Here is a 16,770-nt window from a genome sequence, read left to right as displayed (position 1 = left end):
TACTACTGATTGGTTTTGAAAAAATTGATTAGGCCATTTGTGGAAGCATCATGCAATACGACTGGAATGTTTTGCTCAAGTTCAGACAGGATTTTTCCAGCCAGTTGTTTACCCAGTTCAACACCCCATTGATCAAAGGGATTGATATTCCAAATAACACTTTGCACAAATACTTTATGTTCATACAGCGCAATCAATGCACCTAATGTGCGAGGATCCAATTTTTTGAATAAAATCGAAGTGGTAAAGCGATTACCTGGAAAAATCTTGTGCGGTAACAACTGTGCAATGGCTTCTTTATCCATGCCTTGCGCTTCAAGCTCAGTACGCACTTCTTGTGTATTTTTCCCAGTCATCAACGCTTCTGTTTGAGCAAAGAAATTAGCCAACAGCATACGGTGATGAAGACCGATCAAATGATGGCTTTGACAAGGCGCGAGAAAATCGGCTGAAACGGCTTGAGTGCCTTGATGCAATAATTGGTAAAAAGCATGTTGTCCGTTAGTTCCTGGCTCTCCCCAGACAATCGCACCGGTAGCATAATCAACGACTTCTCCATCGCGTGTAACACGTTTACCATTACTTTCCATTTCTAACTGCTGCAAATACGCAGGAAAGCGGTGCATTGATTGGTCATAAGGCAGAATGGCATGTGCTGCAATACCAAGAAAATTGACTTGCCAGATCCCCACGAGTGCCAACATGACAGGTAGATTTTTATCGAATGGCGCGGTGGCGAAGTGTTGATCCATTTCATGCGCACCGGCTAATAATTCATAAAAATGATCCATCCCTACCGCTAAAGCTATCGGTAGACCTATGGCTGACCATAAAGAATAACGCCCACCTACCCAATCCCAAAATTCAAACATATTGTCAGGATTAATACCAAAATTCTCCACTGCGGATCGATTAGTCGATACCGCAACAAAATGCTTAGCAATGTCTTTTTCGCTACCGCCTTTTGATAAAAACCATTGCCTGGCTGAGCATGCATTGGTAATGGTTTCAAGCGTGGTAAACGTTTTTGAAGCAACAACAAATAATGTCGAGGCTGGGTCAAGGTGTTGCAACACATCGGCAAGCTGAGTACCGTCAATATTCGAAATGAAATGAGGCGTAATGCCTGGCAAACGATACGGCTTCAGCGCTTCCGTCACCATGACCGGCCCCAAGTCCGATCCGCCGATACCGATATTAACAATATCCGTGAAAGTTTTTCCAGAGTAACCAACCCGCTGGCCATTTTGTACCTCAGAAACCAACTTTTCCATTTGCTTTAAAACGCGTTCCACTTCCGGCATAACATTCGTGCCATCAATCTCAACCGGGCTTTGCCCACGTAAGGCAATATGCAGCGCAGCACGATGTTCTGTTGAGTTGATTTTGTCGCCTGAAAACATGCGGGTTATCCAATTGGAAAGCTGTTGCTGATTAGCCAAATTAATAAGCAGTCGAACTGTTTCATGATCAATTAATTGTTTGGAATAATCCAACAAAATACTGTCAAACTGTAGCGATAACTCATTAAAACGTTGCGGGTTCTTTTGAAATAAATCGCGCAAATGCAGCGGTGCCATTATTTTCTGCTGACTTTGCAATGCAAGCCAAGCGGGTGAGTGTGTTAGTGATGACATACCGTTAATGATATTTTCTAGTTATTAGTAAGAATCTATTCCTGTCAGAATACAGCATGAACTGACAAATTAATTTTCATGTAGCAAGATAATCATAAAGTATTACGCATGATTTCTTGCATAAATTGCGAGCGTAACCGTCAATTCCTGAATACTAGTCTGCCATTCCAATTCGAGTGTCACAGCTTGCATGATTTTTTCAAAACCACTTTCCGATTGCGATACAGAAAAATGCGGATACGCACGTAGATTGATGGGAGCAGAGGTTTTTAGCACAACATGACCGCCTAGCGTATCGTCATCTAGCATAATTTCTGTCAAATCGGATAATTCAATCCATTGACCGAAGCCACCTAGGATTTCTTGCCGGTACCGATATCGCCCGCCCATACCGTCACAACTCGGCATTGCAAGATTGATTTGAGTCTGGAATGTTTGTTTTGCCTTATCATCAAACCGATACAGCACATGGAGTTGATTATTCTTGAGTGTGAAATGTTTGCGAACTGTCACTGGACTGTTATGCGATACAAAATCTAAGTTCTTCAGCACAGGGCTTTTCGAATTATAAGCAACCGGATGACTACCCACAAAATCGACGAACAACCTCCTCGGATGATCGTCAGCTAGAATGTCTTGTGCGCTGATCTCATGTTTGAAACTGATTCGATCGTGCGCCGAAGCAATACCTTCGTTGCTTTGATGAGTTGCGTCACAATGGCCATCTTGAATTTTCCGATAATAATGCTCGGTCTGGCGGCGTAATGTATCGGCAAAGTTATGCTGCAACGCATAAGCATCAAGCTCACAGATACTCGCATATGAATCCAATTTGACCACTGCTTGTAGCAATGCATTGTGCAAATAAGCCTCTTGCGTGCCATCCAGATCAGTATCCTCCACATATGATTTAGGGCGAGATTTGCAGGCATCCAACATCGCCTCCAACGCCAGCATGGCGTTGTAAATGGCACGCCGCAAGTGCGGCAGATATAATCCGCCAAACATGCCATGCCAATAAGCATCATTAGCTTGCGCCTCATAAAGCTTTTGCCGCATTTCTAGCGTTTGCTGCTTTATAGGTAATTTTGCGAAACGCGCCGAAAGACTTAGCATCCGTTTATGCATCCAGTTCGATTCGGGATAACGGGAAAAGAAATTTTTCCAGATACCTCCACGTAAAAATGCTTTTCTTTGCTCATACCAGCCTTGCAATTTTGCTTGTTGCGTCAAATCCGCATAAGCATGCGCGGCTGTGGCCGGTAAAGTCCATTCATTCATTTCGATATAGGAAACAGTCGGAAGATAAACAATACCTCGCGTTCTTTCCGCGGCATGATATTCACTGAAATGTTGTGTGGTAATAATGTTGGAAGCTAAAACTTTTTGAATGAATTGTTCCAGCCATCCTTTCTCATATACCCAATGATAGGTTTCAGGCCAGATACCAAATTTTTCGATATCATCAAAATAAATAGCCGCACTTGGCGCATGCGTAGTAGTTTGATTCCCCAAAGATTCTAGATAAGCGACCGTTTCTTCGGCTGGCGCAAAAGGAATTTTATAGCGCAGCGCCTCGGAAATTGGAAACAGATCCAGCTTTTGCGAGCCTTCTTCGGTAGTGAAATATCCGTTGAGCTCTGTGAGTGTTTTTCCAGCGCAAACAAAATGGTAATCATCGACTGTTACATAGCGAATACCACAATCGGCTAATGCCGGAATGACCGTTGATTCCCAAACACGTTCCGTTAACCAAGCGCCTTGTGGCCGCTGACCGAGTTTCTGCGCTAATTTATCAGAAAAAGTTTGAATCTGTCCGATACGATCCCGATTAGGAATCACCGCTAACACCGGTTCGGTATCGCCTGCACCAAAAAGTTCTACTTGGTTGCGCGCCACCATCTGTTGTAACAGTGTCATGTCTTCCGGATAATTTGCTAAAAGATAATCCAACAACCAACCGGATAAGTGAATCGCAAAACGAAAATCTGGATAGCGATAAAGTACCTGCAAGAAAGGCTTGTAACACCGCAAATGAGCGTCTATTAAGACGCTGGGAAAATTGCCTACAGGTTGGTGCGCATGCACACCAAAAAGTAACGATACACGTTGTGACATTTAGTGATTCCCAGTTACTGTTCTAAAAATAAAATAACTACGCCGCCGATCAAAACTTTACTTACCGCAATAATCCTGAGCAGTATTTACGAGGATCGACGCATAGCTCCCGCGTCTTGGCTTTCATTATTACCTTTACTGATGGGATCAAGTAATTCGGGCGGAATTGGTGATTTGAGCAAACGATACAGATTCATAAGATTTTTTCTGAATAATTGATCAAAGCTGGCAACAGAATGTGCCGGATTATAATCACCAAACCACCAAAACCAATCAGAGCTTTCGCATGATGACAATTGACGAATAGCTAATTCTTTTTCTTCCTCCGTCAGTACATTGCTTTCCATGGTTTGATCGAAACAGCGTTTAGCCGCGCACAACAAATCCCAAGCGCTATTTTTTTCATAATCGCCAATCCAAGTAGAGAAGGTTCCGTATACCCAACTTCCGGCAGTCAATTTATTTAAAGTTGCCGCCCGCTCGATATTCTGGTTATCCGCAATATAATCACGATAGGTAGTGGTACGAATGAACGGATGTTGTGCCAGCATTTGATACACATCCTGCAGAAAATAATATCCATTATAAGGATAGGACTCCCAAGCATTTTCACCGTCAAGTATAACGCTGACAATAGGATCTCGATCGCCAATGTCATTGTGATAAATATGCTCTAATTCTTGTACAAAATTTTTTGCGGCGTCCGGTGCGAACCACTTGGAATACTCAAAGCCAATTAAGTCAGATAGTCGATCATCACGAAAAAAGCAAACCATAGATGATGCCTGCCCAGCAATCCGATAAGGCTGGTACAAATAATTATTTTTGCCTGGTAGCGGTGTATCTGGGCAAGAAGCTCTCAAGCTATTGATTAAAACGTTTTCCCCACTGGCACTCCACCGGCAATCTTGTTGCGCCATCATTTCAAGCAGAGCCGTCGACATCGCTCCTTCAGCAGGCCAGATACCGCAAGGCTCATGATCAAAATAACGTGCATGGCTTTGCAATGCGGAAGTCAAATGAAAATTCACACGATCCTGTCCGCCAGGATAACTCGAACAATCTGGCATCAAGATATCTGGTTGACTATCTTTTGCCGATGAAAAATCGATCATCAGCGGTGCCAAAGGATGATAATGCGGCGTTGTCGATAGTTCGATTTGCCCGGACTCCACCAACTTACGATAGCGTGGAATTAAATCACCGATCAAATCGCCAATCAAATTGAATAATTGCAAACGATCTTGATAACTGAATCCTTTGTTTTGTTCCAGTAGCTTTTGAACAAAAACATTATGTCGGCGCACACTTTCTCCCATCCACACGATATGGTACCAAACAAGGAGATCAGCAAAGTATTGCCCGGATATATACCCCAGTTCATTGTCATTGTACTTACTAAAAGCTTGACTGAACTCATACAAACGCCTGTAGCTCGGATACGGCTTTAGCATATTTTCATGATTGCTCAGAAAGCAGCTATCAAGGAGATAAATGCGTTCTTGAATGGAAATATCTTCAAGCCGAGGGTTCGATAACTGTTTTAGTAATGGGTTGCGCATTTTACCTGTGGAAAACTGTTGCGCAAAATCATCCAACTGATCCAGTAAAATCGGTACGAAATTAACTACGGCTTTTACTTGAGGATGCGTCTCAAGGTGGTATGCCATATCCGTATAATCTTTGATAGCATGCAAATAAACCCACGGCAATACAAATTCCTGTGTCGCGTGATCGCGATAATCCGGTTGATGCATATGCCACAAGAAAACGAGATTCAGTTTTTTCATTTAACGGATAAGTAATTGTTATTCATAGATAGGTCAAAAAAATTAGAATTTCTGCGAGTACTCATATAAGTTTTGCCCTAGCATTTCTGATGTAATTAACGTGACACCTCTTTCAGTAACACGGAATCGTTGCTGGTCTTCTTCAGGATTATAGCCAGCAACCAATCCTTCTGGAATGACACAACGTTTCTCAACTACTACTCTGCGTAAGCGCGCATTACGATGAACCACCACATCGGGTAATATGACGGAATCCTCAATGATACTGTAGCTGTTCACTTTAACATTTGAAAATAATAGCGACCGGCGCACTGTCGCACCACTGATGATGCAACCGCCGGATACGGAAGAATCTAGTGCTTGCCCGCGCCGATCATTATCATCAAACACAAATTTCGCTGGTGGCAATTGTTCTTGGTGCGTCCAGATAGGCCAGTCGACATCGTATAAATTCAACTGCGGCGTCACCAAAGTCAAATCCAAATTAGCCTCCCAGTAGGCATCTATCGTTCCGACATCGCGCCAATAAGGAATGCCTGAGGACATGTTGACGCAACTGTTGTAAAAACGGTGCGCGAAAACGCGGTAGCGTGGAACCATATAGGGAATCAAATCCTTACCGAAATCATGCGAAGATTCATGGACATGATGATCGCGAATCAATTGCTGATACAAAAACTCAGCATTAAAAATATAAATCCCCATGCTGACCAATGCTTTGTCCGGATGCCCAGGAATCGGTATAGGGTTGTCCGGCTTCTCAGCAAAACTGGTAATTTGCCAATGATCATTCACACCCATGACACCAAAAGCACCAGCTTCTTGCACCGGGACTTCGAGACAAGCCACAGTCATATCAGCTGACTGTTCGATATGTTCTTCTAACAGTTTGCTGTAATCCATTTTGTATACATGATCGCCCCCCAAAATCAACACGTATTTTGCATCGTGTCTTCTCAACGTATCCAGATTTTGAAATACCGCATCAGCAGTACCTTGATACCAGGTTTCATCAGCCGTTTGCTGCTGTGCTGGCAATAACTCGACAAATTCTTTAAATCTTCCATCGAGAAAGCTCCAACCGTGCTGAATGTGCCGAATCAAGCTTTGTGCTTTGTATTGTGTCACCACACCAATACGCCGAATGCCTGAATTGACGCAATTCGACAATGGAAAATCAATAATGCGGAACTTTCCGCCAAAAGGAACCGCTGGTTTTGAACGCCAATCGGTTAACTGATGCAGGCGGCTGCCACGTCCACCCGCCAAAACCAGAGCAAGCGTATCATTATGCGCTGCGTGACTATGATTGCGGCTACCGGAAGAGCTATTAGTACCAGGCTGATTAATCATATACAACGTCCTATCACATTTTATGGCTATCAAGCGCTGTCATTTTAAATAACAGGCTCCTTATATCCACGTATGGTATCGCATTATGGCAACTTCTAATATCAGTAACTGGATTTTGGTAATGATTTTTTTATCTCTATCAAATTAGCACATACGTGTGACATTTTTTTGATAGCTGCAATGAAATCCCATGAAAATTACAGGAAAAGAAAGTTAAGATTTTATACTGATCGTAGAGGCTACTATATTTCCTATAGAAACTAGCATTGGAAATACAACCTCAGTACACTTATCAACCATTAACTTATCATTGGGCAGAAACGCATATCCCGTTTGATTAGAATGGCTCATAAAAAGGATTAATTCAGAATGGAGATTTAATTGGAAACACATACAGTGAATGAATTCAGTGATGCCAATTGGTTTTCCTTGAAACGTTCGATAGGAGAAGGAAATGTCATTCCTATCATTGGCCCAGATGCATTGATGGTCGATTATGAGAATCAAACTTTACCTTTTTACCGATTAATCACCTCAGACTTACTAAGAATCTTCCAAATCGAGCCACAACCGGAAATCCTGCAACATACCTGGTCCTTGCATAAAGCGGTTTCCATTATCCTCGCAAACAAAGGGGGTCAAGGAATTGATCAGCGTATTCGACGCGAAGTTTCGCGTCTTGTGGCGCATTACAGCAATCTTGTGCAACCTGCTGAAAGTCTGCGGCTACTGGCTAACCTTCCTATATTTACTTTATTCATCAGCTTGACACCAGATAATCTGCTCGAGCAAGCCATGACAGATCCACATAACATAGAAACTACTCGCGTGAGCATATTCTCTCCTCGCGATGCCTCTGAGTCCCTGGCGGACTTATCCTTACTACGCCAAGGCGAGCGTGGCATATTTCAGATGTTAGGCTCATGTACCAATGTTGGCAGTGGCTTTGCCATGCATGAAGAAGATGCCTTGGAATATATGTTTCTTCTGCAATCCAGTGCTGCGCGTCGCTTTGCCAGCATACTGTCTGAATTACGTCGCCGCGATAAACTGTTTATCAATTGTAATTTTCCCGATTGGTTGGGTCGTGCCATATTTCGTCTAGTCAATGATAATCGTCTGTATGTTAAAGATACCTTGGAGTTTCTATGCCCCAACGCTGAGGATATGGGATTACACACATTTCTTACCCAATATAGCCCCAATACACTGGGGTTTGAAGGGCAACCCGAGAAGCTGGTCAAAAAATTGTCGCAAAGTTTCCAAGCGATTTCTTCATCGACGAAACCATCGGTCTTTCCTCGTCGGAAATCCACCGGACCAGGTCCCACCGTATTTATAAGCTATGCTAGTGAAAATGCAGACTCAGCTCGCCGCATTGCTGAAACACTACTCAATCTAGGTTTTAGCGACGTGTGGCTGGATAAGAAAAAACTCATCGGGGGCGATGACTGGTCTGACCGAATTTTTGAGGCCATCGAAAAAACTGATTTTTTTATACCGATTCTTTCCAAGGAAGCAGATAGGCGTCGCGAAGGTGTCTTTTGGGATGAATGGAAAACTGCACTGGAACAAGCTCGCAGCATTAAAGATGTTTTCATATTACCTGTCGGTATCGATACAGAGTTTCCTGAAAAAAAAGCCTATTCACGAATCTCCGATGGGGATACCGTTACCTTTTTCGACAAACATCTATTTCATGCGCCTCGTGGAATTTTGAGTCCTGAGGCTGACGAAGCATTTAGAGAACGCATCCGTCTCTTTTTGGAAGCCTCGCATGTCTGATTTACTTCAGATCGATGCAGAACACCCCTGGCCGTGGCTGAATGCGTTTCCCGAAGAGGCCGCGCCATTTTTTAACGGGCGCGATGAGGAAAGCGAATCTCTGTTGCATTATGTGCTGTCCGCGCCGGTCACGGTGCTATTCGGCAAGTCCGGTTTGGGTAAATCTTCTCTGCTGCAGGCAGGATTATTTCCACTCCTGCGCAAGGAACGATTGTTACCAGTGTATGTTCGCTTGAGTCATGAAGACATGGCTGCCACGGTATCCGTACAAATCGCTAAACATTTTTACGAGCAACTGAACATATTTTTACCGCAAGCATCCGATCCATTGATCAGTCTCAGTGCAGAACACTCCCTGTGGAGTCAGCTTCACCGTCTCGATTTTGATTTGCGCGATAAACTAGGGCGACGTTGGACACCGGTATTTGTGCTGGATCAATTCGAAGAAATCTTCACGCTCGGTGCTAAAGATTCCGAAAGACAAAAGCAACTGTTCTATGAACTTGGCGATCTGATCGAAAATCGCATTCCCAAAGCAATCGCTGAACGTTTGTATACCGATGATGCTCTGTATGATCAGCTCAATTTAGATGTGCAGCATTATCGTTTCCTGATTTCGCTGCGAGAAGATTATCTCCCCGATCTGGAAGAATGGACGGATTTGATTCCTCGGCTGGGGCCAAACCGTTATCGCTTGCTACCTATGTCAAGTTCGCAAGCAGAAAACGCCGTGATCAAAACCGGCGGCCAACTGGTTACGCAGGACGATGCGCGAAATATCGTCGGTTACTTGACCAGCAAGCAAGCTTCAACGGAATTAGGGCTAAAACGGCGGCATACACAAAACCAGGTAGAACCGGCTTTGCTCAGCCTGATGTGCTCCGGTTTAAATGCAGAACGACTTAATGTCAACAACAAACAATTATCAACCGGCGATTTAGCCAGGAAAGGCGATTTCATTGTGGAGCGCTTTTACTATCAAGCGTTCTATGACCTGCCTGAATCGATACGTGATTTTGTTGAACACAATCTGATTACCTTGGATGGCGTGCGCCAATCCTATCCGGAACGTTCGATAGAAGCTCAACAACTGGCAACAAAAGAACAAATACAGACGTTAATCGATAGGCGCTTGATCCGCCGGGAATCCCTAGAGGAAGGCGATCGCGTTGAGTTAGTGCATGATCTTCTGGCTCGAGTCGCGCTGCAACACCGGCAAGACCGTCAACAAAAACAGGAAACGCTGAGGCGACAACGATTACTTTGGCTCCGAGGAGTGGGAGCCTTTGTACTGATACTCACATTATCGATCTTTGCCGGATTCATGTATAACGCTTGGCAAAAAGCGCTTGAGGCGGAAGGAAAAGCGCAACAAGCGTTTCGGGATGCGACGGCGATGCGTTTAGGGATCGAAGGGAGCGCCATCACTTCTGGCTTGAAACCCGGTGGAACAATCCAGGGATTGCTTAAAGTGTTAGCGGGTCACAGAATCGCACGCTCTGCCTACACGGATGAAGTCTTGCAAAAAGAATATCGTAAATTTTATTCTCAGATTTTCATTCGGGAAAACCCCATACCTATTCGTAGTGTTGCCTTCAGCTCGGATGGCGCGCGTATCGTCTCGGGAGATTTCGATGGGACGCTGCGGTTATGGGATGCGGCCACCGGCCAATCCATCGGTGAACCATTCACCGGCCATACAAATGGGGTTTCAAGTGTTGCCTTCAGCCCGGATGGCACGCGTATCGTCTCGGGTAATGTTGATCGAACGCTACGGTTATGGGATGCGGCCACCGGCCAATCCATCGGTGAACCATTCATCGACCATGAGGGTGCAGTTTTGAGTGTTGCTTTCAGCCCGGATGGCACGCGTATCGTCTCGGGAGGCTCTGATGGAACGCTGCGGTTATGGGATGCGGCCACCGGCCAATCCATCGGTGAACCATTCACCGGCCATACAAATGGGGTTTCAAGTGTTGCCTTCAGCCCGGATGGCACGCGTATCGTCTCAGGTAGTTGGGATAAGACGCTGCGGTTATGGAATGCGGCAACCGACCAATCCACCGGTGCAACATTCACCGGCCATACAAATGGGGTTTCAAGTGTTGCTTTCAGCCCGGATGGCACGCGTATCGTCTCGGGTGGTCAGGATAAGACATTGCGGTTATGGGATGCAGCCACCGGACAATCCATCGGTGAACCGCTCACCGGCCATGAAGGTGTGGTTTCAAGTGTCGCCTTCAGCCCGAACGGCACATGTATCGTCTCGGGTGGTCAGGATAAGACATTGCGGTTATGGGATGCAGCCACCGGACAATCCATCGGTGAACCGCTCACCGGCCATACAGATGCGGTTTTGAGTGTTGCCTTCAGCCCGGACGGCACGCGTATCGTCTCGGGAGATTCTGATCGAACGCTGCGGTTATGGAATGCGGCAACCGACCAATCCACCGGTGCACCATTCACCGGTCATACAGATGCGGTTTTGAATGTTGCCTTCAGCCCGGATGGCACGCGTATCGTCTCGGGTAGTTGGGATGGGACGCTGCGGTTATGGAATGCGGCCACCAGACAATCTATCGGTGAATCATTCACCGGCCATAAAGATGAGGTTTCGCGTGTTGCCTTCAGCCCGGATGGCACGCGTATCGTTTTGGGTAGTTGGGATGGGACGCTGCGGTTATGGGATGCGGCCACCGGCCAATCCATCGGTAAACCATTCACCGGCCATACAAATGGGGTTTCAAGTGTTGTCTTCAGCCCGGATGGCACGCGTATCGTCTCGGGAGATTTCGATGGGACACTGCGGTTATGGGATGCAGCCACCGGACAATCCATCGGTGAACCGCTCACCGGCCATAAATATGAGGTTTCGCGTGTCGCCTTCAGCCCGGACGGCACGCGTATCGTCTCGGGTAGTCGGGATCGAACGCTGCGGTTATGGAATGCGGCCACCGGCCAATCCATCGGTGAGCCGCTCACCGGCCATGAAGGTCGGGTTTCGAGTGTTGCCTTCAGCCCGGACGGCACGCGTATCGTCTCAGGTAGTCAGGATCGGACGCTGCGGTTATGGGATGCGGCCACCGGCCAATCCATCGGTGAACCGCTCACCGGCCATGAAGGTGGGGTTTTCAGTATTACCTTCAGCCCGGACGGCACGCGTATCGTCTCAGGTAGTCAGGATAAGACACTGCGGTTATGGGATGCAGCCACCGGTAAATCCATCGGTGAACCGCTCACCGGCCATGAAGGTGGGGTTTTCAGTATTGCCTTCAGCCCGAACGGCACGCGTATCGTCTCAGGTAGTCAGGATAAGACACTGCGGTTATGGGAGGTATTTGAAGGTTGGGCGAATTCGTTGTGTAAAAAATTGGATCGCAATATGAGCCATGAAGAATGGCAAGATTGGGTTTCGGTGGATATTGCGTATAAGGAACAATGCACTGGTTTGCCGATCAAGCCGGATAAGCTAGAAAAAATGCACTGATTTTAGTCATGCATTTTCATCGCATAAAAGCTATTAATCCTTAGCGATGAATCAAAGTAATCGAATATTTTGGGGAATAGCGTCGATACAAATCCAATTTACGGCTGTATCTCAACAATTCCATTTAAACGCGCAATGCCACTGAGGATACGCCCCGATTTATTGCGTACTTGAACAACTTGATTTTCTGCCGCATCGTTTAAGGCACTTCCTTCCGAACTGACACTAAACCCGCGTCCTGTAACAATTAAACTCACTTTCTGTCCTCTTTGTATCACATAAGGTGCGCGCAACATATGCTGCCGAACAGGTTGACCGACAGTAAGATTGGTAGTGGCAATTTTGCCAATAACTTGGGCAGGATTCGTGAATATGCCATCTGGCATTTGAGTTAGGTTTACAGCTTGCGAAGTAATATCTTCGTAAGTTAAAGCGTGACCGGTCGAGACGGGTCGTGCGATATGTAATACATCAGACATTACATTAACTTCGGTTTGAACATAAATAGTCCAATGAATATCCTGATGGTTGCAACGAACCCCCACCGATGTTTTCCCCCATAAGCGACTACCAGGTGGAATAAAAGGTTGCAACTCTGGGCACTTCGGCAAAGTCAGGTATTTGTCGATTTTGTCGACATTCACTGTAACTTGCCCAGCTAGTGTTGCCGTATTGCGATAAACAAAGTCTTCAACTGCATTTCGAATGAGTAACAAGTCTTGATGCTGCTCTTCAGCACTATGATTGGATGCAAATACAGCGTTGTGCATGAGCATCGACAGGAATAGCAGCAGGTTTTTTATCTTCAGATTCATTGCGATTGGATCCATCATTAAATTCTGCCGTAACGGCAAATATTGCCGCTACGGAAGTCCATCATAAATGATTAATCAATCAGTTATCTGTCAAGATAACCATCTTTCCCTGCCTTTATCACTGATTGAGTAGCTACTCAAAGCTTTCACCATATCTGGCACAAAAAGTGCTTGTAAGCAGAACGAGAAAACATTTTGCTTGAACTTAAAAATGATTAATAAACTTGATAAAGAACTTAATTTTTACCACAAAGCTTTGGGGCTGCGAGTTGCAAGGCAAGAATTGCTCTCAAGTAATGTAGCAAATGCTGATACCCCCAACTTTAAAGCAAAGGATATTGATTTTGCGAGTGTACTCAATCAAAAAGTCGGATTAACCGCTACTTTTGGCAAGGTTGATTTAAATAGAACCTCTCCGCTGCATATGAATTCTAGTCCGGCAAACACTTTTGCAGACAACCTACTTTACAGAAACCCCTTACAACCAAGCGTAGATGGTAACACTGTCGATATGGACATGGAACGTACTCGATTCGCCGATAATGCAATCAAATATGATGCCAGCATATCATTTATCAATAATGAGTTCAAAAACATCATGCTAGCCATGCAGGAGAGATAAAAAATGTCATTATTCAATGTATTTGGTATTGCAAGTTCATCAATGTCGGCTCAGTCACAACGCTTGAATGTAGTCGCCAGTAATCTTTCAAACGCCGATAGCGTTACCAGTTCAACCGGTGAACCTTATCGTGGCCGTCAGGTGGTTTTTAGTACATTGCAAGCCAATTTAAACGGCGCAAGCGGTGTTAAAGTTGCCGGTGTCGTTCATGATGCATCTCCGATGAGGCAGATCTTCGAACCCAAGCACCCCATGGCTAATAAAGATGGCTATGTAACGATGCCTAATGTCAATGTCGTCGATGAAATGGTCAATATGATGTCAGCATCACGTTCATATCAAAACAGCGTCGATATGATGAACACCACAAAATCGTTATTGCAAAAAACACTCACGATCGGTCAATAAGGAGAAAAAAATGAGTTCAGCACAACCAATCAGTACACAAACGGTTTCTTCTTCTAATGCCGCGACCAATGTTACAAAAAAGAGCGCTGAAAACCCTCAAGATCGGTTCTTGAAACTACTCGTAACTCAAATGAAAAATCAAGATCCTCTTAAACCGCTGGATAACGCCGAAGTTACCAGTCAATTAGCACAAATTAGTACAGTTTCGGGAATCGATAAATTGAACAGCACACTTCAACTCCTTAATTCGGATGTTGCAGAAAGTTTATCGATGGAAGCCGCCCAAATGATTGGACATAGCGTTCTTGTACCAGGAACAACACTCACACTTGAGCAAGGTGCTGCGGCGGCTGGAGTCGAATTGGATCAAGCGGTTGATCAACTTAAAGTCACCATTATGGATAGTTCTGGTTTACCAATTCGTCATATGGACTTAGGAAACATGCCGGCCGGAGTCAATGCTATTCCTTGGGATGGAAAAACAGATAGCGGTATTCTAGCCGCAAATGGTGAGTACACTTTCTCGATAGTAGCAAGCCAGGGTGGTAACGATATTAAAGCCAACGCACTCTCTCTAGGGACAGTCAATAGCGTAACACCGAATGAAAAAGGCGCGCTGCTAGACATCGATAAGATTGGACTGGTCAGTTTATCTGATATTAAACAAGTATTCTAATTAGGAGATCAACATGAGTTTTGAACATGGCTTAAGCGGGCTAAATATTTCCTCCACAAATCTTGATGTGATTGGAAACAATATTGCAAATGCCAACACGGTAGGATTTAAAGAATCCCAAGCACAATTTACCGATATTTATGCAAACTCACTGGCCGGATCAGGAACATCACAAATAGGTATCGGTTCTAGGGTAGCTACTATAGCGCAAGGATTCAATCAAGGCGGAATCACACCGACCAGCAATCCATTAGATATCGCAATTAACGGTCAAGGATTTTTTCGTACGAATGATAGAGGCATAATCAGTTACAGCAGAAATGGACAATTTCATGTAGATGCCAATAGTTTCCTAACCAATGCAAGCGGCTCAAATGTAACAGGCTATATGGCCGATGATAACGGAAATATCATTGCAAGTCAGTTAACAAATCTTAAACTGAATGCTGCAGATGTTCCACCCAAAGCCACCGCGAATTATGATATTGGCTTCAATCTTAATTCAAATTCGGTTCCCCCTGTTGTCACAACTTTTAATGCCAATGATCCCAAAAGCTATACCAATACAACTTCTGGCGAGTTTTTTGACAGCCTAGGCAACTCCCATGTTCTCTCTTTCTATTTCCAGAAAACAGCAACCGCAGGTGCCTGGAATATCTTTGCAACAGTCGATGGGAAAGTTGATAATACCGGCACTCCTCAAGGTGTTACACTTGCCAGCACCACTTTAAACTTTGATACAACAGGTGCCCTAACAGCACCAGGTCCCACTGCTCCATTCGATGTAACAGTCGATTTAAACACGATCAGTCCGTCTCAAGGTGCCACTTCTCCGCTTACTTTCTCTCTGGATTTAACGAATTCCACCCAATTCGGATCGCCTTTTGGCGTCAATACCCATGCACAAGATGGATATACCTCCGGAAGGTTAGCTGGATTCAAAACTTCTCCTGACGGAATTATTCAAGGCGCATTTACCAATGGAAAAACCAAAACGTTGGGACAAATCGTTCTAGCAAACTTCGCTAATGCACAAGGACTTACACCCGTCGGAAATGGAAACTGGATAGAAACACCTCAATCCGGACAGCCGATAATAGGAGTCCCCCAAACCGGAACACTCGGCGTACTTGCTGGTTCTTCCGTGGAAGATGCCAATATTGACCTAACTTCTGAATTGGTAAAAATGATTACAGCTCAACGTATGTATCAAGCCAATGCCAAAACAATTGAAACTCAAGATGCCATTTTACAAACCTTGGTTAATCTTTAATGCAATTTTCGCAATTTCCAGTGAGATGATATGGACAGACTTATCTATACTTCAATGACAGGTGCAAATCACACATTGCATCAGCAAGCTACCGTCGCTCATAATCTTGCGAATGTATCGACAAATGGCTATCGTGCAGAAAAAAATGCGTTTCGTGCGGTACCCGTCTTTGGAGATGGCTCACCCACTCGAGCTTTTGTAGTGGATTCAACCACCTCCGCAGATTTCACACTTGGGTCAGTACAAACTACTGGACGCGATCTCGATGTTGCAATTCGCGGTTCTGGCTGGATTACCGTTCAGCTTGATAATGGCAAGGAAGCTTACACGCGAAACGGCAATTTACAAGTGAACTCTAATGGAATATTACTCACACAAAATGGATTTAAAGTAAAGAACAGTGATGGCGGCACCATTTCTGTTCCACCCGATACACGTATTACCGTTGGTGTGGATGGAACAGTGTCATCGGTACCCATTTTCCCACAGCCTAATACTGTCGCGCCTGTGGCTCGGATCAAATTAGTTGATCCACCAGAAGATCAATTGGTAAAAGGTACAGACGGTTTGTTCCGGCTTAAAAATGGAGACGATGCACCTGTAGATGCGAGAGTTAGGCTTGCAGATGGCACACTAGAAGACAGTAATGTCAATGTTGTACATGAAATGGTTAGCATGATAGCACTGGCCAGGCAATTTGATATGCAAATGAAAATGCTTGAAAGTGCTCAGAACAATGCTCGGCAGGCCAGTGAAATAATGGTTTTAAGAGCCTAATTATTAATAACAAACCAGAGATCAATTAT

12 protein-coding genes are annotated in these 16,770 nt (G+C 44.8%); 7 read left to right on the top strand and 5 right to left on the bottom strand.

The window, feature by feature from the left end:
* Positions 1 to 2: 2 nt before the first annotated feature.
* The 4 genes from pgi to glgC all read right to left on the bottom strand — a co-directional run bounded on the left by pgi (position 3) and on the right by glgC (position 6,898).
* Entirely contained in the window at positions 3 to 1,637 is a 1,635-nt protein-coding gene (pgi, locus tag W03_RS02640; RefSeq protein ID WP_244071145.1) for a glucose-6-phosphate isomerase, read from the bottom strand.
* A 102-nt stretch (positions 1,638 to 1,739) separates the two neighbouring features.
* Positions 1,740 to 3,755, bottom strand: a complete 2,016-nt coding sequence (locus W03_RS02635; RefSeq protein ID WP_244071143.1) for an alpha-amylase/4-alpha-glucanotransferase domain-containing protein — start codon at positions 3,753 to 3,755, stop codon at positions 1,740 to 1,742.
* Between the two features lie 86 nt (positions 3,756 to 3,841).
* Positions 3,842 to 5,545 carry a glycoside hydrolase family 57 protein gene (locus W03_RS02630; RefSeq protein WP_244071141.1) on the bottom strand — a complete coding sequence of 568 codons (1,704 nt, stop codon included), beginning with the start codon at positions 5,543 to 5,545 and terminating at the stop codon, positions 3,842 to 3,844.
* Positions 5,546 to 5,587: 42 nt separating this feature from the next.
* Positions 5,588 to 6,898: a glucose-1-phosphate adenylyltransferase gene (glgC, locus tag W03_RS02625; RefSeq protein ID WP_244071139.1), complete on the bottom strand. Its 1,311-nt coding sequence runs from the start codon at positions 6,896 to 6,898 to the stop codon at positions 5,588 to 5,590.
* A 381-nt stretch (positions 6,899 to 7,279) separates the two neighbouring features.
* Here glgC and W03_RS02620 point away from each other — a divergent pair, with 381 nt between their 5' ends.
* Both W03_RS02620 and W03_RS02615 read left to right on the top strand, forming a co-directional pair.
* On the top strand, positions 7,280 to 8,683 hold the full coding sequence (locus W03_RS02620) for a toll/interleukin-1 receptor domain-containing protein (protein WP_244071137.1): 1,404 nt from the start codon (positions 7,280 to 7,282) through the stop codon (positions 8,681 to 8,683).
* Positions 8,676 to 12,170 (top strand): WD40 repeat domain-containing protein, encoded by a 3,495-nt coding sequence (locus W03_RS02615; RefSeq protein WP_244071134.1) that lies wholly within the window; start codon positions 8,676 to 8,678, stop codon positions 12,168 to 12,170. Before W03_RS02620 ends, W03_RS02615 begins: the two co-directional genes overlap by 8 nt.
* A 98-nt stretch (positions 12,171 to 12,268) precedes the next feature.
* Here the strand turns inward: W03_RS02615 and flgA are convergent, their stop codons facing one another.
* A complete protein-coding gene (gene flgA, locus W03_RS02610) occupies positions 12,269 to 13,003 on the bottom strand; it encodes a flagellar basal body P-ring formation chaperone FlgA (protein ID WP_244071132.1) in 735 nt (244 codons plus the stop codon).
* Positions 13,004 to 13,196: 193 nt separating this feature from the next.
* Between flgA and flgB the strand changes: the two genes are divergently transcribed.
* The 5 genes from flgB to flgF are packed head-to-tail and all read left to right on the top strand — an operon-like array spanning position 13,197 to position 16,741.
* The gene (gene flgB / locus W03_RS02605) at positions 13,197 to 13,607 is read left to right on the top strand and encodes a flagellar basal body rod protein FlgB (protein ID WP_244071131.1); all 411 of its coding nucleotides are present in this window, start codon (positions 13,197 to 13,199) and stop codon (positions 13,605 to 13,607) included.
* A 3-nt stretch (positions 13,608 to 13,610) separates the two neighbouring features.
* Entirely contained in the window at positions 13,611 to 14,015 is a 405-nt protein-coding gene (gene flgC / locus W03_RS02600; protein ID WP_244071128.1) for a flagellar basal body rod protein FlgC, read from the top strand.
* A gap of 10 nt (positions 14,016 to 14,025) precedes the next feature.
* The gene (locus W03_RS02595) at positions 14,026 to 14,691 is read left to right on the top strand and encodes a flagellar hook assembly protein FlgD (protein WP_244071127.1); all 666 of its coding nucleotides are present in this window, start codon (positions 14,026 to 14,028) and stop codon (positions 14,689 to 14,691) included.
* A 13-nt stretch (positions 14,692 to 14,704) separates the two neighbouring features.
* Entirely contained in the window at positions 14,705 to 15,964 is a 1,260-nt protein-coding gene (gene flgE, locus W03_RS02590; protein WP_244071125.1) for a flagellar hook protein FlgE, read from the top strand.
* Positions 15,965 to 15,994: 30 nt separating this feature from the next.
* Entirely contained in the window at positions 15,995 to 16,741 is a 747-nt protein-coding gene (gene flgF, locus W03_RS02585; protein WP_244071123.1) for a flagellar basal-body rod protein FlgF, read from the top strand.
* Positions 16,742 to 16,770: the final 29 nt, after the last annotated feature.

Source organism: Nitrosomonas sp. PY1 (assembly GCF_022836435.1).
In the GTDB taxonomy this organism is placed as follows: Bacteria; Pseudomonadota; Gammaproteobacteria; order Burkholderiales; family Nitrosomonadaceae; genus Nitrosomonas.
This window is presented reverse-complemented; position numbering and strand designations above follow the sequence as displayed.